This is a genomic window from Bordetella genomosp. 6, from assembly GCF_002119705.1.
Taxonomy (GTDB): Bacteria; Pseudomonadota; Gammaproteobacteria; order Burkholderiales; family Burkholderiaceae_B; genus Bordetella; species Bordetella bronchiseptica_F.
Window position 1 is genome coordinate 1,433,104 of the sequence record NZ_CP021107.1, and the last position, 20,878, is coordinate 1,453,981.

General features: G+C 68.3%; 17 protein-coding genes. 9 read left to right on the forward strand and 8 right to left on the reverse strand.

The window, feature by feature from the left end; genetic code table 11:
• The first annotated feature begins 48 nt into the window (after nt 1-48).
• Nucleotides 49-930: a PhzF family phenazine biosynthesis protein gene (locus CAL11_RS06790; protein WP_086092483.1), complete on the forward strand. Its 882-nt coding sequence runs from the start codon at nt 49-51 to the stop codon at nt 928-930.
• A 148-nt stretch (nt 931-1,078) separates the two neighbouring features.
• Here the strand turns inward: CAL11_RS06790 and CAL11_RS06795 are convergent, their stop codons facing one another.
• The 5 genes from CAL11_RS06795 to cphA (CAL11_RS06815) form a co-directional block, all read right to left on the reverse strand.
• Complete coding sequence (locus CAL11_RS06795; RefSeq protein WP_003813572.1) at nt 1,079-1,417, reverse strand: BON domain-containing protein; 339 nt, start codon at nt 1,415-1,417, stop codon at nt 1,079-1,081.
• 57 nt (nt 1,418-1,474) lie between these two features.
• Nucleotides 1,475-1,636, reverse strand: a complete 162-nt coding sequence (locus tag CAL11_RS06800; protein WP_003813570.1) for a DUF1328 domain-containing protein — start codon at nt 1,634-1,636, stop codon at nt 1,475-1,477.
• A gap of 31 nt (nt 1,637-1,667) precedes the next feature.
• Entirely contained in the window at nt 1,668-1,868 is a 201-nt protein-coding gene (locus CAL11_RS06805) for a CsbD family protein (protein WP_003813568.1), read from the reverse strand.
• 265 nt (nt 1,869-2,133) lie between these two features.
• Nucleotides 2,134-4,707, reverse strand: coding sequence for a cyanophycin synthetase (gene cphA, locus CAL11_RS06810; RefSeq protein ID WP_086092484.1), 2,574 nt, complete (start codon nt 4,705-4,707; stop codon nt 2,134-2,136).
• A 70-nt stretch (nt 4,708-4,777) separates the two neighbouring features.
• Nucleotides 4,778-7,393: a cyanophycin synthetase gene (cphA, locus tag CAL11_RS06815; protein WP_033460064.1), complete on the reverse strand. Its 2,616-nt coding sequence runs from the start codon at nt 7,391-7,393 to the stop codon at nt 4,778-4,780.
• A 264-nt stretch (nt 7,394-7,657) separates the two neighbouring features.
• Here cphA (CAL11_RS06815) and CAL11_RS06820 point away from each other — a divergent pair, with 264 nt between their 5' ends.
• The 3 genes from CAL11_RS06820 to CAL11_RS06830 all read left to right on the forward strand — a co-directional run bounded on the left by CAL11_RS06820 (nt 7,658) and on the right by CAL11_RS06830 (nt 11,706).
• A complete protein-coding gene (locus CAL11_RS06820) occupies nt 7,658-9,946 on the forward strand; it encodes an ABC transporter ATP-binding protein (RefSeq protein ID WP_086092485.1) in 2,289 nt (762 codons plus the stop codon).
• Nucleotides 9,943-10,431 (forward strand): DUF1854 domain-containing protein, encoded by a 489-nt coding sequence (locus CAL11_RS06825; protein ID WP_086092486.1) that lies wholly within the window; start codon nt 9,943-9,945, stop codon nt 10,429-10,431. Before CAL11_RS06820 ends, CAL11_RS06825 begins: the two co-directional genes overlap by 4 nt.
• A 291-nt stretch (nt 10,432-10,722) precedes the next feature.
• Nucleotides 10,723-11,706: an IS110 family transposase gene (locus CAL11_RS06830; RefSeq protein ID WP_157668840.1), complete on the forward strand. Its 984-nt coding sequence runs from the start codon at nt 10,723-10,725 to the stop codon at nt 11,704-11,706.
• A gap of 51 nt (nt 11,707-11,757) precedes the next feature.
• Here CAL11_RS06830 and CAL11_RS06835 read toward each other — a convergent pair whose 3' ends face one another.
• Nucleotides 11,758-12,912 carry a GNAT family N-acetyltransferase gene (locus tag CAL11_RS06835; protein ID WP_086094520.1) on the reverse strand — a complete coding sequence of 385 codons (1,155 nt, stop codon included), beginning with the start codon at nt 12,910-12,912 and terminating at the stop codon, nt 11,758-11,760.
• Nucleotides 12,913-12,965: 53 nt separating this feature from the next.
• Here CAL11_RS06835 and CAL11_RS06840 point away from each other — a divergent pair, with 53 nt between their 5' ends.
• From CAL11_RS06840 to CAL11_RS06850, 3 genes are all read left to right on the forward strand, one after another.
• A complete protein-coding gene (locus CAL11_RS06840; RefSeq protein ID WP_086092487.1) occupies nt 12,966-13,787 on the forward strand; it encodes a ferritin-like domain-containing protein in 822 nt (273 codons plus the stop codon).
• A gap of 38 nt (nt 13,788-13,825) precedes the next feature.
• Nucleotides 13,826-15,055, forward strand: a complete 1,230-nt coding sequence (locus tag CAL11_RS06845; protein WP_086092488.1) for a lytic murein transglycosylase — start codon at nt 13,826-13,828, stop codon at nt 15,053-15,055.
• Between the two features lie 167 nt (nt 15,056-15,222).
• Nucleotides 15,223-15,663: a YidB family protein gene (locus tag CAL11_RS06850; RefSeq protein ID WP_208617573.1), complete on the forward strand. Its 441-nt coding sequence runs from the start codon at nt 15,223-15,225 to the stop codon at nt 15,661-15,663.
• Nucleotides 15,664-15,673: 10 nt separating this feature from the next.
• Here CAL11_RS06850 and CAL11_RS06855 read toward each other — a convergent pair whose 3' ends face one another.
• The gene (locus CAL11_RS06855; RefSeq protein ID WP_086092489.1) at nt 15,674-16,528 is read right to left on the reverse strand and encodes a universal stress protein; all 855 of its coding nucleotides are present in this window, start codon (nt 16,526-16,528) and stop codon (nt 15,674-15,676) included.
• 144 nt (nt 16,529-16,672) lie between these two features.
• Here CAL11_RS06855 and CAL11_RS06860 point away from each other — a divergent pair, with 144 nt between their 5' ends.
• A complete protein-coding gene (locus tag CAL11_RS06860) occupies nt 16,673-18,292 on the forward strand; it encodes a sensor domain-containing diguanylate cyclase (protein ID WP_086092490.1) in 1,620 nt (539 codons plus the stop codon).
• Between the two features lie 14 nt (nt 18,293-18,306).
• On the opposite strand, the gene CAL11_RS06865 is transcribed toward CAL11_RS06860, so the two are convergent.
• Nucleotides 18,307-19,677 (reverse strand): MFS transporter, encoded by a 1,371-nt coding sequence (locus CAL11_RS06865; RefSeq protein ID WP_086092491.1) that lies wholly within the window; start codon nt 19,675-19,677, stop codon nt 18,307-18,309.
• A 225-nt stretch (nt 19,678-19,902) separates the two neighbouring features.
• Between CAL11_RS06865 and CAL11_RS06870 the strand changes: the two genes are divergently transcribed.
• A complete protein-coding gene (locus tag CAL11_RS06870; RefSeq protein ID WP_086092492.1) occupies nt 19,903-20,877 on the forward strand; it encodes an NrtA/SsuA/CpmA family ABC transporter substrate-binding protein in 975 nt (324 codons plus the stop codon).
• The last annotated feature ends 1 nt before the right edge of the window (nt 20,878 follow it).

Consider the following 20,878-nt stretch of genomic DNA (forward strand, 5'->3'; position numbering starts at 1 on the left):
GATCCCGCCACCTCTTTCGGGCGCCGACCGCGCCTGGGTCCGTCCGCCATGACGTCCTACGCTTTCCGCCTGCTCAATGTATTCGCCGAATCCTGTTTCGGCGGCAACCCGCTGTGCGTGTTCGAGGACGCGCGCGGGCTGCGCGACGAAGAGATGCAGGCCCTGGCCCTGCAGTTCAATCTGTCCGAGACCACCTTCATCCTGCCCGGCGGCGATGGCGCCGACGCGCGGGTACGGGTCTTCACCCCCGACGCCGAGATGCGCTTCGCGGGCCATCCCGCCCTGGGCACGGCCCGAGTGGTCAGCGACCTCCTGGGGCTGGGGGCGTCGGTGCGCCTGGGCTTTGCGGCCGGCGTCGTCACGGTGCGCGAGCGCGAAGGCGCGTGGACTTTCACGGCGCCGTCGTCCGGCATGCCCAGGACGGCGCGTGCGGCTTTGGCCGCGGACGAGATCGCCGGCCTGCTGGGCCTGGACCCTGCGGATCTGCATGACGAGCCGCTATGGGTGGACACCGGTTCCGACCAGCTGCTGGTGCCGCTCAGGACGCCGGAGGCGGTGATGAGCGCCGCGCCCGACGGCGCCTGGGCGGCGCGCTGGCCGGCCAGCAGCCTGGGCCGCAAGACTGCGTATGTATTTGCGTTCGGCCCGCGGACCGCGGCGGACGCGCGGCAGGTCGTGCACGCGCGTTATTTCCATGCGCGCACCGGCGGCGGGGTGGCGGAAGACCCCGGCACCGGTTCGGCCTGCGCCAACCTGGGCGGCTGGCTGCTGGCGCGCGGCGCGCCCATGCCTGCCCATATCCTGGTCGAGCAGGGAGACCTGGTGCGCCGGCCGTGCCGGCTGCGGCTGGACGTGGATGAGGCCGGCGCCATCCAGGTGGGCGGCGGCGTGATCGAGATCGGACGCGGCGAGATCCGCCTGCCGCGCTAGGCCGCGGCGGACGCGGCAGGTGCCGGTTCCGTCCCGATGCACGGGCGCCTGTCCCTACCGGGACAGGCACCAAAAAAAGCCTTCGGGGCGAACCCGAAGGCTGTACACGTACGGCGCGCCGGACCACCCGGCGGCCCCGCGTCATGACTTATTTTGCGGCCTTGGCCGGGTCGACCTTGATGTTGTTCATGACCTGCTTGACTCCCTCGACGTCGCGCGCCACGGTCGCCGCTTGATCCGCCTCGGTGGCGGTGCCGACCGTGCCGGTCAGTGTCACCACGCCGTTGTTCGTTTCGACGGCGATGTCCAGCGCGCTCAGGGACTTGTCGGCGACGAAGGCAGCCTTGACCTTGGTGGTTACCGTGGCATCGGAGGCGTACTCGCCCACGGACTGCTTGGGCTTGTCTTCACCCGCGGCGTGGGCCAGCGAACCGATGGCGGCGGTGGCGCCGATGAGGGTGGCAACGAACAGTTTGCGAACTTGCATGGTTATTCTCCTTTATCGATGAAGCCCAGGATCAGGAGCGGGGATTGGCGCAGCCCGTCATTTCCTGAAGACGCCGCCCAGGATGGACAGCAGCGCCAGCACCAGGAACACGAAGAACAGGATCTTGGCGATGCCGGCCGCCCCGGCGGCGATGCCGCCGAAGCCCAGCACGGCTGCAATGATGGCGATGACGAAAAACACGACCGCGTAGTGCAGCATGATGTTTCTCCTTGGTTCGCGAAGCAGTCAGTCAGGGATTGCGATCGAAGAACTCGCGCACCTCCCGCTGGGCCTGTTCCTTGGTCTTGCCGTAACGTTCCTGGATCAGGCCGGCCAGCCGTTCGGCGTTGCCTTCGGTGCGAGTGAGCTCGTCGTCGGTCAGCTCGCCCCAGGCCGCCTTGGCCTTGCCCGTCAATTGCTTCCACTTGCCTGCAACAATATCGTTGTTCATGGTTGTCCTCTTCTAAGTCGTTGCGGCGCGGGATCCGTGGCTGCCGAATGCCTTGCCGCGAGTGAGTGTGGACACTGATCAGCGTACGGTTCTACCGTAAGAGGGGGCGGTGGCGGTGTCAAACCGGCGTGTGGAAAAATGTAAATGGCCCCGCGTGGGCGGGGATGCGGTTCGCGCAGGGAGAAAAAAGGCCGGCTTGCGCCGGCCCTAGTTACATTTGAGCAAAGAATTGACCCGCTTTGACGGAGTCAGGTAACCGCGCTTGTCATGGTTGCCCGGCGACGCGGCTGGCGATATGGGCCAGGGCTTCTTCCACCTGGTCCACCAGGATCAGGCAGAGATCGCCGGGGGCCAGCCGCGCCAGGGCGGCGTCGATGGCGACGAATTCGCCCTGGATTTCGTCGATGTGGCGCGTGCGCGGCGCCTGTTGCAGGCCCTGGCGCAGCAAGGCCACCACTTCGCCGTCGGCGCGGCCGCGCTGGCATTGGTCCTGGTACAGGATCACGTCGTCGAACGCGCCGCCCAGGATCTCGGTCTGCTGGCGCAAGTCTTGGTCGCGCCGGTCTCCCGCGCCGCTGATGACCACGCTGCGGCGGCGCGCCGGCATGGTGTCGATGGCGCGCACCAGCGCCTGGATGGCGTCGGGGTTGTGGCCGTAGTCGGCGATCAGGGTCGCGCCGCGGAAATCGAAGACGTTGAAGCGTCCCGGCGCCGTCTGGGCGTCGTTGACGAAGATGGCAAGCGCATGCCGGATGGTGCTCCAGTCGATGCCCAGCGCCCAGGCCGCCGCCAGCGCCGCCATGGTGTTCTCCACCTGGAAGGCGATCGCGCCGCCGCGCGTCAGCGGGATGTCGGCCAGCGCGAAGACGGTTTCGGCGCCGCCTTGCGCGGCGACGAGGTTGTCGCCGTCGCGGTAGACCACGCGATGGCCCTGGGCGCGATGGGTGGCCATGACGGGATGGTTGCGGTCTTCGGCGAAATACGTGATCGAACCGGGGCAGGCGCCGGCCATTTCGGCGACCATGGGATCGGCGGCGTTGAGCACGGCCATGCCGTCGGGCTGCACGTATTGCACGATCACGCGCTTGACGACCGCCAGGTCCTCGACGGTGCTGATATAGCCCAGTCCGAGGTGGTCGCCCATGCCGATGTTGGTGACGATGGCGACGTTGCAGCGATCGAAGGCCAGGCCCTCGCGCAGCACGCCGCCGCGCGCGGTTTCCAGCACCGCGGCATCCACGTCGGGATGCAGCAGCAGGCGCCGGGCGCTGCGCGGACCGCTGCAGTCGCCGGTGTCGATGCGCTGCTTGCCCACGTAGACGCCGTCCGAGTTGGTCATGCCGACGCGGTGGCCCGCGCAGCCCAGGATATGCGCCGTCAGGCGCACCGTGGTGGTCTTGCCGTTGGTGCCGGCCACCGCCACGACCGGAATGCGGCCGTCGTCGCGCTCGGCGAACATGTGGGAGATGATGGCCTCGCCTACCGCGCGGCCTTTGCCGAACGACGGGCTCAGGTGCATGCGCAGGCCGGGCGCCGCGTTCACCTCGACCACGCCGCCGTGCTGGTCCTCCAGCGGCAGGTGCACGGTCTCGGCGACGACGTCGACGCCGCAGATGTCCAGGCCTATCATGCGCGCGGCGGTGACGGCGCGCGCGGCGAGTTCGGGATGGACTTCGTCGGTGACATCGGTGGCCGTGCCGCCGGTACTGAGATTGGCGTTGTTGCGCAGCACGACCAGGGCGCCCGCGGCCGGCACGGAGTCGGCCTCGTATCCCTGCTTGCGCAGGGTGGCGATGGCGATGTCGTCGAAGCGGATCTTGGTCAGCGATGTCGCATGGCCGTCGCCGCGCAGCGGATCCGCGTTGACCTGGGCCACCAGCTCGGCGATGGTGTGCGCGCCGTCGCCGGTCACCTGCGGCGGATCGCGGCGCGCCGCCGCCACCAGGGCGTCGCCCACCACCAGCAGGCGGAAGTCATGGCCGGGAATGTAGCGCTCGACGATGACCTCCGAACTGATTTCCGCGGCGGCCTCGAAGGCGCTTTCGATACGGTCGCGCGTCTCGATATTGACCGCCACGCCGCGTCCCTGGCTGCCGTCGCGGGGCTTGACCACGACGGGGCCGCCGAGCGCCTGCGCCGCCTGCCAGGCCGCGGCGGCGCTGTCGACCGAGTTGCCCATCGGCACCGGGACGCCGGCGGCGTCCAGCAGCATCTTGGTCAGGTCCTTGTCCTGGGCGATCGACTCCGAGATCGCGCTGGTCATGTCGGTTTCGGCGGCCTGGATGCGGCGCTGCTTGCTGCCCCAGCCGAATTGCACCATGCTGCCCTGGGTCAGCCGGTGATAGGGGATATTGCGCGCCACGGCGGCGTTGACGATGGAGCCGGTGCTCGGGCCCAGGCGCATGTCCTCGTCGAGATCGCGCAGGCGCTGCAGGCCCTGGGGCAGGTCGAAGGGCGTATCGTCCTGGGCCGAGCGGATGAGGGCTTCGGCCAGTTCGAATGCCAGCCTTCCGACTTCCTCCTCGCTGTACTCGACCACGACCTGGAACACGCCGGGTTCGATGGTGGGAGACGTACGCCCGAAGGTGACCGGGCAGCCTGCGTGGGCCTGCAGGCCGAGCGCGGTAGCCTGCAGCACGTGGGCCATCGAAATGGCGTCGCGCTGGCCTTCCGGCTGCAGCACGCCCAGCTGCGGGAACCGGGCGCGCAGGCGCGCCTCGAAGTCCGGCATGCCGCTGATCGCGCATTCGGCATCGGAGCAGGCGGCGATGGCCTCGATGGCGGTGTTGCGGCTCCAGAGGTTGGGGCCGCGCAGGGCGCGGATTCGGGAAACTTCCATGGCAGGGGTTCCTGTCGTCGAAGAAGCGCCGCCGTTCGGGCGGCGCGGCAATAGGGGCGAAGTCGCGGGTTCAGCCTTGTTCTATCCAGCGCCGCACCAGGTCTATGGTGGGTCCGGAGAATGCTTCATCGGATTGCAGCAGCGCGAAGTCACCCTCGCGCAGGCCGTCGAGCACGCGGGCGATGGCGCGCGCGTGGTCGGCCTCTTCGGCGATGGCCGTGGCGCGCGCCGATTGCTGCAATCCCTGGCGCAGCAGGCTGCGCGCCTGCCCGGCCGGGCGCTTGCTGGCAACCGTGGCGTCGTCGTAGAGCACGACCTGGTCGAATGCGGCGCCCAGCAGGCGGCCCTGTTCGATCAGGGCGTCGTCGTTGCGGTCGGCGCCGGCCGAGTACACGGCGGCGCGCCGCCTGGCGGGGAATTGCTCGATGGCGGCCAGCAGCGCGCGCAGCGCCGAAGGGTTGTGCACGTCGTCGACCACCACGCAGGCGCCGTTGCGCTCGAACAGTGTGAACTGCCACGGCGCGTCGGCCTGGTCGATGTCGAAGGTTTCGATGCCGGCGCGTATCAGCTCGACCGGAATGTCCAGCGCCCAGGCGGCCGCGACCGCGGCCAGCACGTTCTCGACCTGGAAGGCGACGCGGCCGCCATGTGTCAGCGGGACCGCGGCGATGTCGGCCAACGCCTCTTCGTCGCGGCCATGCGCCAGCACGATGCGTCCGGCGCGCAGGTAGACGGCGCGCCTGCCGTCGGCCAGGTGGGCGGCCAGCGTCGGCAGGGCCGGGTCCAGGCCGAAGTACAGCACCTCGCCGTCGCACAGCTCGGCCATGCGGACCACGCGCGGGTCGCGCGCATTGAGCACGGCCGCGCCGCCGGGCAGCACGACGTCGATCTGGGTGCGGAACACGTCGACCAGGCGGTCGGTTTCGTTGATATCGAAATCGCCCAGATGATCGCCGTCGTCGATGTTGGTGACCACGCCGACCTGGCAGCGGTCATAGGCCAGTCCCTGGCCGAGGATGACGCCGCTGTCGTTCTCGATCACCGCCGCGTCGACCGAACGGTTCATCAGCACGCGCCGTCCCGCGGCCCAATTGGCGCAGTCGCCTTTCTGAACCAGGCGCTTGTTCAGGTACAGGCCTTCGCTGCAGGCCAGGCCGGTCTGCCTGCCGGACAGGTGCAGCAGGCGCGCGACCAGGCGCGCGACCACGGTCTTGCCGTTGGTGCCGGTCACGCCCACGATGGGGATGCGGCCGTCGTCGTCGGCCGGGAACAGGTGGTCGACGATGGCGCGGCCTACCGGGCGCGGCGGGCCGTCGGCGGGCTTCAGGTGCATCAGCAACCCCGGCCCGGCGTTGACTTCGACGATGGCGCCGCGCGTTTCGTCCAGCGGACGCGAGATGTCATCGGTGACGAGGTCGACGCCGGCGACGTCCAGGCCGACCACGCGGGCGGCCAGCGCCACCGTGGCCGCCACGCTGGGATGCACGCGGTCGGTGACGTCGAAGGCCACGTTGCCGCTGCGCTGGATCAGCACATTGCGGCCCGCCGCGGGCACGCTGGTGGCCGTCATGCCCTGGCGGGCGATCTCCAGGCGCGCCGCCGAATCCAGCCGCACCGGGTTGAGCGGATGGTTCTCGGTGCGGCCGCGCCGCGGGTCGGTATTGATCTGGCTGCCGATCAGGTCTTCGATGGTGGAAACGCCGTCGCCGGTGACCCAGGCGGGTTCGCCCGCCGCCGCCGCCACCATGCGGTCGCCCACCACCAGCAGGCGGTGTTCGTTGCCGGTGATGAAGCGCTCGACGATGACGCCGCTGCCTTCATCCACCGCCACGGCATAGGCCGATTCGATTTCGTCGCGAGTCAGCAGGTTGGTGAAGACACCGCGTCCGTGGTTGCCGTCGTAGGGCTTGACGACCACCGGCAGGCCGATGTCCTGCGCGGCCTCCCAGGCGTCGGCCGCGCTTCGTACCAGCCGTCCCTCGGGGACCGGCACGCCGCAGGTCGACAGCAATTCCTTGGTCAGGTCCTTGTCGCGAGATATGCCTTCGGCGATGGCGCTGGTGCGGTCGGTTTCGGCGGTCCAGATGCGGCGTTGCCGCGATCCGTAGCCGAACTGCACCAGGTTGCCTTCGAACAGGCGGATATAGGGAATGTCGCGATCGTCGGCCGCGTCCACGATACAGGCGGTGCTGGGGCCCAGGCACAGCGAGTCGACCAGGGCGCGCAGCCGCGCGACGGCCGCCGGCACGTCGAACGGGCGATCCTCGATGGCCGCCATCACCAGGTCGCGTCCTTCCTGCAGGGCGGCGCGCGTGACCTGTTCGTGCCAGGCGCGCACCACCACCTTGTAGACGCCGCGCCGCGAGGTTTCGCGCGCCTTGCCGAAACCGCCGGGCAGGCCGGCCAGGTTCTGCAGTTCGAGCGTGACGTGCTCGAGTATGTGGCCTGGCCAGGTTCCTTCGCGCAGGCGCTGCAGGAAGCCGCCGCGCACACCCGGGCTGCAGCGGTGCTCGATCAGCGTGGGCAGCCAGCCTGACAGGCGTTCGTAGAACCCGGGTATCGTGTTGGAGGGGAAATCCTCCAACTCGCCGATGTCCACCCACGCTTCCAGCACCGGACGGTACGTCCAGATGTTGGGGCCGCGCAAAGTCACGACATCGAGAAATTCAATGTCTTTCTTTTTCATGGTTATGGAGGAGTGATTGCGCATTGGCAGGCCGAAGTCACCCCGTGCAAAGTCGAGGGGCGAAGGGCCGGTTGGGAAGTGCCAACACGTGGATGGGCGGAAGAATTCCTAAGTATGGAAATTGTGAAAATCGGCTGCTACTATACGCCGCCTTTTTGCCCATATAAACTCGCGCTGTTGTAAGGAACGGACAGGCTTCAGGTCCGAGGCCGGAAGCCGGAGAATCGCCTTTTTGGGCCGGGCCGTGGCTCGAAACGCGTTCTAATGAAAAAACCACAAAATCTTGCTGGCACGGGCCGGCGCGAGGTACCGGCCGAGTGGAGGGATGCGATTCATTCGCATCTTGACGCAGGTGAAACCGTGCTGGCCTGGCTGGAAACCGATCTTGACGCGCGGCTGCGCTTCGAGACGGGAATGGTGTTGGCGACCGACCGGCGCATCCTGGCCTGCGCGCCGGGCCGGCGCGAATGGTCGAGCTGGCCGTATTCCCCTGATTTGCGCCTGAGCTTGCACGATCACGCCGGCGCCGCCAGCCTGGATCTCGATGCCGGCGCGCGGCGCGTGGCAAGCTGGCGGTTCACCCTGGGCCGCAATCCGGCGGCCTTGCGCCTGCTGGAGCAGTTCGAGAGCCTCCAGGCGCTGCGCCTGGCCGGCGCGGCCCGGGCCGCTGCCGGGTCTCCCCGGCCATGCCCGACCTGCCAGGCGCCGATTCCCGCCGACCGGGAAGACTGCCCGGAATGCAGCCAGGAGCCCGCCGCCCCGCCGGCAACCTGGGCGCTGTTGCGCCTGTGGCGGTTCGCGCGGCCCTATCGCGGCGCGCTGCTGGCCGGGTTCCTGCTGACACTGCTGGGCACCGCGGCCACGCTGGTTCCGCCTTACCTGACCATGCCGCTGATGGACGACGTGCTGATTCCGTTCCAGAACGGCGCGCCCATCGACTACGCCAAAGTCCGGCTGTACCTGGGCGGCCTGCTGGCCTCGGCCGTGCTGGCCTGGGGGCTGGGCTGGGCGCGCACCTATATCCTGGCCTGGGTCAGCGAACGCATCGGGGCGGACCTGCGCACCACCACCTACGAACATTTGCAGCAGCTTTCGCTGGAGTACTTCGGCGGCAAGCGGACCGGCGACCTGATGGCTCGCATCGGCAGCGAAACCGACCGCATCTGCGTGTTCCTGTCGCTGCACCTGCTGGACTTCGCCACCGACGTGCTGATGATCGCCATGACAGCGGCGATCCTGGTGTCGATCAACCCGTGGCTGGCGCTGGCCACCCTGGTGCCGCTGCCGTTCATCATGTGGATGATCCATGTCGTGCGCGACAGGCTGCGCCACGGGTTCGAGAAAGTCGACCGGATCTGGTCGGAGATCACCAACGTGCTGGCCGACACCATACCGGGCATTCGCGTGGTCAAGGCGTTTGCCCAGGAGCGGCGCGAAGTGCAGCGCTTTCGCGAAGCCAACAACCGCAACCTCGAGGTCAACGACCGCGTCAATACCGTGTGGTCGCTGTTCTCGCCCACGGTGACGCTGCTGACCGAGATCGGCTTGCTCATCGTCTGGATCTTCGGCATCTGGCAGGTGTCGCAGAAGCACATCACGGTTGGCGTGCTGGCGGCGTTCCTGGCCTATATCGGCCGCTTCTACACCCGCCTGGATTCGATGAGCCGCATCGTGTCGGTGACGCAGAAGGCGGCCGCCGGCGCCAAGCGCATTTTCGACATTCTCGATCATGTCTCCAGCGTGCCCGAGCCGCACAAGCCGGTGCGCCTGCCGCGCGTGAACGGCCACATCGAACTGCGCGACGTGGGGTTCCGCTACGGCAACCGTTCGGTGATACGCGGGCTGGACCTGTCGATCGCGCCAGGCGAGATGATCGGCCTGGTCGGGCATAGCGGCTCGGGCAAGAGCACCCTGATCAACCTGATCTGTCGTTTCTACGATGTGTTGGAAGGCGCGGTGCTGGTCGACGGCGTGGACATCCGGTCGCTGCGCATCGCCGATTACCGGCGCAACATCGGGCTGGTGCTGCAGGAGCCTTTCCTCTTTTTCGGCACCATCGCCGACAACATCTCGTATGGCAAGCCCGACGCCACGCGCGCGGAGATCGTCGCCGCCGCGCGCGCCGCGCATGCCCACGAGTTCATCCTGCGCCTGCCGCATGGCTATGACTCGCTGGTGGGAGAGCGCGGCCAGGCGCTGTCCGGCGGCGAACGCCAGCGCATTTCCATCGCCCGGGCGCTGCTGATCGATCCGCGCATCCTCATCATGGACGAGGCGACCTCGTCGGTGGACACCACGACCGAGAAGGAAATCCAGAAAGCGCTCGACAACCTCGTGCGCGGGCGCACCACCATCGCCATCGCGCATCGTCTCAGCACGCTGCGGCGGGCCGACCGGCTGGTCGTGCTGGACCGCGGGCAGATCGTCGAGCAGGGCGCGCACGAGGCGTTGATGGCGCGCGAAGGCGCCTACTATCGGCTGTACCAGGCGCAGCAGACGCGCCAGGCCGAAGGCGGCGACGACGACAGCGACGCCGTTGCCGCCATCGCATGAGAGCGCAGCCCGCCATGAGCCACCCCGCATTCCAGCTGCATCGCAACCAGGCCGGCCGGCTGGTTTTTACCGGCGCCGACGGCCGCTCACATGAAGGCGTGGCGCCGGTGCGTGCGTTCCCGATCAGCGCCCCGGCCAGCGGGTTGTCCTTGGTCAGCGCCGACGGACACGAGCTGGCCTGGCTGGACGACCTGGCGCAGTTGCCGCCCGCGCAGCGGCAACTGGTCGAGGAGGAGCTGGCCAGCCGCGAATTCATGCCCGAGATCCGCCGCATTGTCGCGGTGTCCACATTCGCCACGCCATCGTCCTGGCAGGTCGAGACCGACCGTGGCAGCGCCACCTTCGTGTTGCGTGGCGAAGAAGACATCCGCCGGCTGTCCGGCCATACCTTGCTGATCACCGACATGCACGGGATTTTCTTCCTGATCCGCGATGCGCTGGCGTTGGATCGCCATAGCCGCAAGCTGCTGGACCGGTTCCTGTAGCGCAGGGGCCCGGGAAGTTGGCCGGTGCCAGTCCCCGTGCGGGGACGGGCACCTGAGAAGTTGGCCGGTGCCTTGTATCTTTCCTCCGGTGGTGATTAGCTATCACCACCGCGCGCCGATGACCGCGAGTTGGTGCCCAAAGCGAGGACTTTGTGGGACAGATAGCGGCTCGGTTGCGCACTGCTGGGCCGGCGAAACACTGGACGGTATCGTAGGGCGAGGACCCTGTATGTACAAGGCAAGTGGGCGCAGTGGCTGACAGCAGTTTGTTATCTGCAGGAGGCCAAGTCCATGTTTTTTATAGGTATTGATGTATCGAAGGCTAAGCTGGATTGCACGTTGCTGACGGCTCAGTCTGATAAGCGTAAGACCAAGGTGGCGGCCAACAGCGCCGCGGGCGTGAAGGCCCTGCTGGCGTGGTGCGCCAAACACGGCGCACAGCCAGCGCAGTTGCACGCCATCCTGGAGCCCACGGGGCTGTATCACGAGCAAGCGGCCACGGCGCTGCACGATGCCCAGGTCCGGGTCTCTTTGGTCAATCCCGCCCAGGCTCGGGACTTTGCCAAGGCCTTGGCGATGCGCTCCAAAAATGATGCGCTCGACAGCTACGTTCTGGCACGCTATGGACAGACGCTGAGCCCGGCGCTGTGGCACCCGGCGCCCTTGCATGCGCGCCAACTGCGCGCCTTGTTGACGCGACGCGAGGCGCTGGGCAAGGATCTGCTGCGTGAGCTCAATCGCAAGGAGAAGAGCCAGTTCAGCCCTTCGGCGCCCTTGGTCGATGGCTCCATCGACAAGGCCATCGCGTTTCTGCGCGAACAGCTCAAACAGATCGAGCGGGCGATCGAGCAGCACATCGACAACCACCCCGATCTCAAGCAAGACCGCGAGCTGCTGAACTCCATCCCCGCCGTCGGGCCTCAGGCCGGCAACGCCATCCTGGCCGTCATGCACAATCGGCGTATCGACTCCGCCCAGAGCCTGGCCGCCTACCTCGGGATTGTCCCCGTGCAGCGCCAATCCGGCAGCAGCCTGAACGGCCGCGCACGCCTGTCCAAAGCCGGCCCGGCCCAGGTGCGCGCCACGTTGTACATGGCGGCCCTGGTGGGCACCCGCCACAACCCCCACATCCGTGCTCTCTACCAGCGTCTGCTCAAAGCGGGAAAAAGCAAAAAGGCCGCGCTGGGCGCGGCCATGAGAAAACTGGTGCATCTGTGCTTCGGGGTCCTCAAAAACCGCATCCCCTATCAGCCCAATTACGCCATGAACGCTTGACGGCCAAGACGGTATCTGTCCCCATGCGGGGACAGGCACCGGAGGGTTATGTCAGGTTTTTCGAAACGGGCTGTGCGTGGCCAGTTCGTCGCGATACTCGTCGATGGCGTGGGTTTCGTGGCCGAGGAAGTCGTCGATGGCCGCGGCAAAGCGCGTGTCGGCGATCCAGTGGGCCGACCAGGTCGGCGTGGGCAGCAGGCCGCGCGCCACCTTGTGTTCGCCTTGCGCGCCGCCTTCGAAGCACGTCAGGCCGTGCGCGATGCAGTACTCGATGGACTGCAGGTAGCAGGTCTCGAAATGCAGGCCGGGGATGTAGCGCCGGGCGCCCCAATAGCGGCCGTACAGCACGCCGTCGGCCTGCAGGTTCAGCGCCGCCGCCACCGGCTGTCCGTCCTGTTCGGCGAGGATCAGCACCAGGGCATCGGGCATCTCGGCATGCAGCTGCCGGAAGAACGCCGGATTCAGGTAGGGCGGGTTGCCATGCGCCAGGTAGGTGTGGCGATAGCACTGGTAGAAGAAGTCCAGTGCCGCGGCATCGATGTCGGCGCCGCGCAGCCAGCGGAACGAAACGCGTTCGGCGGCGACCTTCTTGCGGTCCTGGCGGATTTTCTTGCGCTTGTCGTGGCTGAACGCGCCCAGGAAATCGTCGAACCCCGCATAGCCGGCGTTGCGCCAATGGAATTGCACGCCGGCGCGAATCAGGTAGCCGGCCTCGCGCAGGGCGAGCAGGTCGTCATCGCTCGGGAACAGGACATGCAGCGACGATACCTCGAACTGCCGGGCCAGTTGGATCAATCCGCGCGCCAGCAGCAGCCGGTCGGCATGCGCATGCGCCAGCAGGCGCGCCCCGCCGACCGGCGTGAACGGCACTGCCGACAGCAGCTTGGGATAGTAGGGCAGGCCGTTGCGCGCGTAGGCGTCGGCCCAGGCATGGTCGAACACATACTCGCCGCGCGAGTGGCTTTTGGCATAGAGCGGCACCGCGCCGGCCAGCCGGCCATCGCGGCGCAGGGCCAGGAAGCACGGCGTCCAGCCAGTGCCTGGATGGGCGCATCCGGTATCGTGCAGCGCCCGCAGGAAGGCATGGCGCACGAATGGCTGCGCGCCGGCCAGCGCATCCCATTGGGCCGCATCGAAGTGGTCCAGGCCGGCTTGCACCGAGAGTTCGACAGACGAGGAGGGCATGGCCAATGATAAAGTCGCCATGTGGCCATGCCGCGGCGCCACAGGCCCGGCATGCCTTTCGCAACGAGAAGACAATGGAAGCAGCAAGCATAGCAGCGACCGGCGTCGGGGCCGGCGCCAGTCTGCGCGCCCAGGCGCTGGACGCCCTGATGACGCCTGCCTGGGCCGACAAGCTGGCGGCCGTGGCGGCCATCGACGATGACGCGCCGGCGGGCGCGCAACAGGACCTTGCCGAGCCGGCTGGCCTGCCGGGGCGGCCTGCCGCCCCGCAACTGGTGCCGCCGTCGCAGGTGCGGCAGCGCTCGGTGCAGTCGCCCGAAGGGCGTGCCGCCTTGCTGCACGCCCTGGCGCACATCGAGTTCAACGCCATCAACCTGGCGCTGGATGCCGTGTGGCGCTATGGCGGCCTGCCGCACGCGTACTATCGCGGCTGGCTGAAGGTGGCGCGCGAGGAGGCCTATCACTTCGACCTGCTCAACCGTCACCTGGCCGGGTTGGGCCATGCCTATGGCGATTTTCCGGCCCACAATGGCCTGTGGGAGATGGCCGAGAAAACGCGCGCCGACCTGCTGGCGCGCCTGGCGCTGGTGCCGCGCACGCTGGAGGCGCGCGGCCTGGACGCCTCGCCGCTGATCCGCGACAAGCTGGCCGCGGCTGGCGACGCCGATGGCGCCGCCATTCTGGAGATCATCCTGCGCGACGAGATCGGCCATGTCGCTATCGGTAACCACTGGTACAAGGTGTTGTGCGCTCAACGCGGCCTGGATCCGGTGGCGCAGTATGCGCAGCTCGCCGCCCGCTACGGGGCGCCGCGCCTGCGCGGCCCGTTCAACCTCGAGGCGCGCCGCGCGGCCGGTTTCGACGAGGACGAACTGCGAGCCTTGTTGCAGGCGTAACGGCGCGCGCATGCCCGCGGACGGCCGCCCGAATTAGAATGGTGCACATGAAAAAAGCCTACCTACGCCTGTTGTGCGCCACGGCCTTCGCCGCGGCGGCCGTTCCCGCGCTGGCCGCGCCCGCCGCCGCCACCCCGGCCGACCTCGATACGTATCGCGCCTGCCTGAAGCAGCTGCGCGGCGACGCCATCAAGAGCGGCGTGCAGGCCAGCACTTATGACGCGCAGACCGCGTCGCTGGCGCCCGACATGGACGTGCTGGGCTTCCTGGACGCGCAGCCGGAATTCAAGACGCCCATCTGGGATTACATGGCGGGCCTGGTCGACGAGGAGCGCATCGAGGACGGCCGCCAGGCCCTGGCCCAGCATGCCGACGTGCTGGCGCGCGCGCAGGCGGAGTACGGCGTCGATCCCGCTACCGTGGTGGCCGTATGGGGAGTCGAGAGCAATTTCGGCAAGAACCTGGGCGGGCGCTCGTTGCTGACGTCGCTGTCGACGCTGTCGTGTTTCGGACGCCGGCAAAGCTATTTCCGCGGCGAATTCTTCGCCACTCTTAAGATCATCCAGGATGAGCACATGCAGCCCGAGCGCCTGGCCGGTTCTTGGGCAGGCGCGTTCGGCCAGACGCAGTTCATGCCGTCGACCTACCTGCGCCTGGCGGTCGATTTCGACGGCGACGGGCGGCGCGACCTGGTCGACAGCGTCCCCGACGCCCTGGGCTCCACCGCGAACTTCCTGCGCCGCGCCGGCTGGCAAACCGGCCAGCCCTGGGGCTTCGAGGTCAAGCTGCCGCCCGGCATGGACCTGGCCGGCACGGGACGCCGCAACAAGCAGCCCATGAGCGCCTGGCAGGCGCGCGGCGTCAAGCGCGTGGATGGCGGCCCGCTGCCGGCGGGCGATACGCCCGCGGCATTGCTGGCGCCGGCCGGGGCGCAAGGCCCGGTGTTCCTGGTGTTGCGCAATTTCGACGCACTGTATTCGTACAACGCGGCCGAGAGCTATGCGTTGGCCATTGCCCACCTGTCGGATCGCCTGCGCGGCGACCTGCCGTTCGCGCGTGCCTGGCCCACCGACGATCCCGGGCTGTCGCGCGCCGAACGCCGCGAGCTGCAGGAGTTGCTGCTTGCCCGCGGCTTCGATATCGGCAAGCCGGATGGCGTGATCGGCGCGCGTACGCGCCAGGCGCTGCAGACCGTGCAGGGCCAGCTTGGCCTGCCGGCCGACGGGCGTGCCGGCCAGAAGACGCTCAAGGCGCTGCGCACGCCGTAGCGTTCGCCCGTGGGTGCGGCGCCGTCGGCCAGGCCCACCCCGCAATCGCCAAGGCCCGCCGCGCGCGCGGGGCGCGGAAATGGTTGCAATTTCCGCGCCCCGCGCGCGCGGCGGTGTCGGAGGGATGCGCTAGACTGGCTTCCCCTTCGTTCTCTTGGGAGCCTGTCATGGGTCTTCTCGATTCTCTGACGTCGATCGCCGGCGGCGCCCTGGGTGGCGGCGACGAGCGCCCGGCCAACGGCGGCGTGGCGGCGTTGCTGCCCGTCCTGGTCGCGCAACTGAACAATTACCCTGGCGGCCTGACGGCCTTGATCCAGCGCTTCCAGCAAGGCGGCCTGGGCGAGGTGATCGCCTCGTGGGTAAGCGCCGGGCCCAACCAGCCGGTGACCCCGGCGCAACTGGACTCGGTGCTGGAGCCGGGCATGGTCGACCAGATGGCGCAGCAGTCGGGCCAGGACCGCAACGATGTGCTGGCCAACCTGAGCCGCCTGCTGCCGGGCCTGGTGGACAGCGCCACGCCGGGCGGCCAGGCCGAGCCGGGCCAACCCTTCGACGCCGGCAGCCTGCTGGCTTCGCTGTCAGGGCTGCTCGACGGCAAGCGCGGCTGAGGCGCGCCGCCTAGCGCAGGATCAGCACCGCCAGCGAGACCCGGCTCAGGATTTCGGTGGTGGTGCTGCCCAGCACCAGTTGGCGGATGCGCGAATGCCCGTAGGCGCCCATCACCAGCATATCGATGCCGTGCTGCCCGGCATAGGCGGCCAGCGCGTCGGCGGGCCGTTCGGTGGCGTGATGCGTAATGGCGTCGAAGCCGCCCTGGAGCAGTTGTTCGCGCGCCCATTGCAGCGCCTGGCGCGCCTCGCCGGCGTCCGAGCCGGCCGTCAGGACATGGGCCTGCATGCCTTGCAGCAATGGGCTGCGGCTGACCATCTCCACGGTCTTGCGGGAGGTGGCGCTGCCGTCGAAGGCGACCAGGAAGCGGGTCGGCGGCACGAAACTGGGGCCGGCCACCAGGACGGGCCGGTGCAGCGCGCGCACCGCCGCTTCCAGGTGCTGGTCGGGCAGCAGGCGCGACGGCTTGGTGGGACGGTCGTGCTGCCCCATCACGAACAGGCGCGCGTCGTCTTCCAGCTCCAGCAGCACATCGACCAGGTAGCCCTGGCGGGCCAGCCCGGCCAGTCCTTGTATGCCGGCTTCGCGCGCCCGTTCGGTGGCTGCCTGCAATAGCTGGCGCCCTTGCTCCTGGGCGAGCTGCTGGCGGCGTTCGTCGAGCTCGGCCAGCTCCTTCAGCAGGGTTTCCTGCGCTCCCATCCAGATCCCGCCGCTCAGGTCCGCGATGGGCACCGCGTCCTGTTCGCGCTCGACGACGTGCAGCAGCTCCAGTTCGCTGCCGAGCCGGCGCACGGCCCAGATCGCATAGTCGCAAATGCTCTGTACGCGCCTGGGGCTGCTGATGCAGGCTATGACGTTCTTCATGACCATCTCCCGGAGTTTGCCGGTTCGTCGTGCGCGCTGCCCGGCTTACCATACTATCCCGCCTTCGCCTGCAAACCGCAACCGCAACCGTGACGGGGGCGGATGAGGATAAGATGGCGCTTTTGCCCGTTACGTTCCCCGACGATGCGCCAACTCGATCTGCGCCGCCTGATCCTGGGCCTGAGCATGCTGTCATTATTGCTGGCCCTGGGCGGGACGCTCTATGCCAGCGCGGTGGTGCAGCGCGACATCCTGCTGTCTTCCACCCTGGAGGACAACCGTGTCTACGCGCGCAAGCTGGCGCTGGCGGCCGATGACCTGCTGGCCAACGCCATGCGCGACCTGGCCTATGGCGCCCAGAAGATCGGCGAGCGGCCCGACAGCCGCGTCATCGCCCAGGAGGTCGAGCGCCTGCAGGCGCAGACCAATCGCTTCAATGCCGTCACCTATGTGGACGCGCACGGCGTGTTCCGGGCGGTCGCCCCGCACGCCAGCAACATCGTCGGGCGACCGGTCGCCACGGCCGAGATGCGTCAGGCGCTGGAGCATCGCGGCGCGCTGATTTCCGATCCGTTCGTCGCGCCCACCGGGCGCTGGCTGATCGCCATGTCCCAGCCGGTCTTCGGGCCGGACGGCGCCTTTGCCGGCGTGCTCTCGGGGCTGTTCTACCTGCATGAGGGCAATGCCCTGAAAGCGCTGCTGGGCGAGCGCGATCATCGCAACGGCAGCTACCAGTACGCTGTCGACCGTCAGGGCGTGCTGCTGTACCACCCGCAGGCCGCCCGCATCGGCGAGAGCCAGACCAGCAATCCGCTGCTTGCCGAAGTGCGCGCCGGGCGCGGCGGAGCCCAGCGGCTCGTCAACACCCTGGGCACCGAAATGCTGGCCGGTTATGCGGTGGTGCCGGCCACCGGCTGGGGCGTGGTGGCCCAGCGGCCGGTCAGCAGCGTGGTGGCCGCCACCCAATTGCTGGTGCGCCGCACGGTCTATGCGCTGGCGATATGGGTAGCGCTGGGCGTATTGTGCGTGTGGTGGCTGGCCGACCGCATTTCGCGTCCGCTGTCGCAGCTGGCGCGGGCGGCCGCCGACCTCGACAACCCGCGCGCCGCCGACGGGGCGCTCAGCGTGCGTGCCTGGTATCGCGAAGCGCTGCAGATCAAGAACGCGCTCATGCTGGTGCGCCGCAAGATCGGCACCAAGTTCGAACAGTTGCGCCAGGACAGCCTGACCGACCCGCTGACCGGTCTGCTCAACCGCCGCGGCCTGGAGGAATACCTGCGCAATACCCCGTGGCAGGACGGCGCGATGACGGTGCTGGCCCTGGATATCGATCGTTTCAAGACCATCAACGACAACTACGGCCACGCCGCGGGCGACGAGGTCATCCAGTCCCTGGCGGCGATCCTGCGTGCCAGCGCGCGCACCAAGGACGTGCTGGCGCGCCTGGGCGGCGAAGAGTTCGCCGTGCTGCTGCCCGATGTGGACGTGCCGCAGGCGCCCCAGCTGGCCGAGCGCATACGCCGTTCGATCGAGGCCGCGCCCACCGCGGCCGGCGTGTCTTACACCGTATCCATCGGCGTGGCCTGTTATCCCGCGCATGGCGCCTCGCTGGAGGCCGTCATGCGCTGCGCGGACGAGGCCCTGTACGCCGCCAAGGCGGGCGGTCGCAACCGCACGCATTTGTATCGCGTCGGTATGCCTCTTCCTGCAGGTGCAACGGAAGCCGCCGCCGGCCCGGAATCAAGCCAGGACGCGCGTTCCTAACTGAATTGGCCGGCCTAGCGGCGCCCCAGCCGCGCCAGGCTGATCACGCCGGCCACCCCCGCGCATACCGCGCCCGCGTACAGGCACTGCACGGCGCCTTGCGGGCCGGCCCGGCCCAGCAGGTAAGCCACCAGGGCGGCGCCCGCCGCCTGTCCCAGCAGGCGCGCCGTGCCCAGCATGCCGCTGGCCGCGCCGCTGCGCGAAGGCGGGGCCGCGCCCATGATCGCGCGGTTGTTGGCCGGCTGGAACAGGCCGAAGCCGGCGCCGCAGATGGCCATGCGCAGCAGGACGTCGGTGATGGCCGGTTCGCGCGGCAGCGCGGCCAGCAGCAGCAGCCCCGTGGCCAGCAGCGCCATGCCGACCGAACCCAGCACCGCCGCGCTCCAGCGATCGGCCAGCCTGCCCGAGCTGCTGGCGATGGCGGCCAGCGCCAGCGGCCAGGGAGCCAGCAGGATGCCGGTGTCGACGGCATTGAAGCCCAGCACCAGCTGGTAATAGAACGGCAGTCCGACGTAGGCCAGCGTCTGCGCCGCGAACGAGCAGATCGACGTACAGAGAGAAAGGCTGAAAGCCGCCTTGCGCAGCAGGTCCAGCGGCAGCAGCGGGGCTTCCACGGCGCGCTGGCGCCGCACCAGGAACCACCCCGTGGCGATCGCCATGGCCAGCAGCCCCAGCACCAGCAAGGCTGGCAGGCGATGGGAGAACGTGACCACGGCAAGCAGCGCCAGGCCGAACGCCGTGGCGCTCAGGATGGCGCTGCGCCAATCGTAGCCGCCTTCGCGGCGGTGGCTTTCGGGCAGGGAGCGCGAACCGGTGAGGATGGCGGCGATGCCCGCCGGCACGCCGATGGCGAACAGCCAGGGCCAGCTGCCGATGGACAGCACCACGCTGGCAAGAACCGGGCCGGCCGTGGAAGCGATGGCGGCCACCGTCGCGTTCATGCCGATCGCCCGTCCCAGGCGGTCGCGCGGCACGATATAGCGGATCAGCGCCAGATTGACGCTGAGAATGCCGGCGGTGCCCAGGCCCTGCATCACCCGCGCCAGCACCAGCGCGGTCAGGCTGCCGGCCAGCGCGCTCATGAGCGAGGCGCCGGTGAACACGTACAGGCCGGCGAGGTAGACGCGCCGGTACCCCAGCGATTCGCCCAGCACCGCCAGGGGCAGCAGCGCCATGAACAGGGCGATCTGGTAGGCGTTGACGATCCAGATCGACGTGGCGGCGGGCGCCGCCAGGTCCTGCGCGATGAGCGGCAGGGCGGTATTGGCGATGACGCCGTCCATCACCGCCATCGTGACGCCCAGCGTCACGGTAACGAGGGCCCGTTGCTGGCGTGGGCCGCTCAGGCCGTTTTCTTCCACAGACTGCTGGGCCAAGTTCTTCAAGCTAGGGTGTCCGGCTGTTTTGCTGGAATCATAAAGTAATTCCGATTCCGTTTCGCCCGGCCGGCGGCGCGGCGCGCAAGCCGCGACAGGAGGCGCCGGCCCGTCCTCTCCCACTTTGTAACGGCCGCTTGCTGCGCGCTGGAAACTTCGCTAGACTCTTTTCACAAAGGTAGTATCAATTGATACTGCCAAAGGCGGATCGATAACAAGCCAAGGAGACTGACCATGAAGTCACGCATTTGCCGCCGGCTGGCCGGCGCGTTGCTCGGTATGGTTGTGGCTTGCGCCAGCCAGGCGCAAGACACCATACGCCTGGGGTTGCAGGCGGTCCCCACCGACGAGCTGTACCAGGCCCGGGACTGGGCCCAGCCCTACGGGTTGAAGACGGAAATCTCGACCTACAGTTCGGCGGGCGATTCCCTCAAGGCGTTTCTGGCCGGCCGCGTGGACGTCGTGTCCGGCGGCGCGGCGCGGCTGGTCACCATGGCCGCCAAGCAGCCCGAGGTGTTCTACATCGTGGCCGCCAACCAGTACGGCGGCGACCGCTACGGCATCATCGTCGGGCCCGATGCTCCGTACAAATCCATCGCCGATCTCAAAGGCAAGAAGATCGGGGTGGTCAGCGGTTCGGGCGCGCACGGCACCTTGATGCTGTATCTCGAGAAGAACCAGCTCAGTCCCAAGGATTTCCGCTTCGTCAACATGAAGGTCGAGGACATCGCGGCGGCGGTGAACCGCGGCGTGGTCGATGCCGGCCTGGCCTGGGAGCCGCATGTCGCGCTGGCGGAGGTCAGCGGCGCGGTCAAGCGCATCCAGTCGATGAAGGGCGTCAACGAAAGCCCGAACTTCATCCTCGTCAATCGCGAGTATGCCGGCAAGCACCCAGAAGCGGTCGCCAAGTACATCGCGTCCATGATCGACATGTCGCAGCTGACCACGAACGACCCCAAGAAGGCCGGCGAGATGATCGCGGCCCAGCTGGGCAAGTCCGGCGTCAGCATCCCGCCCAAGGCGATGGAGCTGGCCGTTTCGCGCATCGTGGTGGACCCCCGGATCGAGGACCGCCTGCTCGACGAGCTGCCCGCCATTGCCGAGCCCATGATCGCCGCCGGACGCATCAACGCCATGCCGGAGTTCGGCAAGCTGGTCCAGAAGTCGTACTACGAGCGGGCTGCCGAGCTCGCCAAGGCCAGGCAGTGAA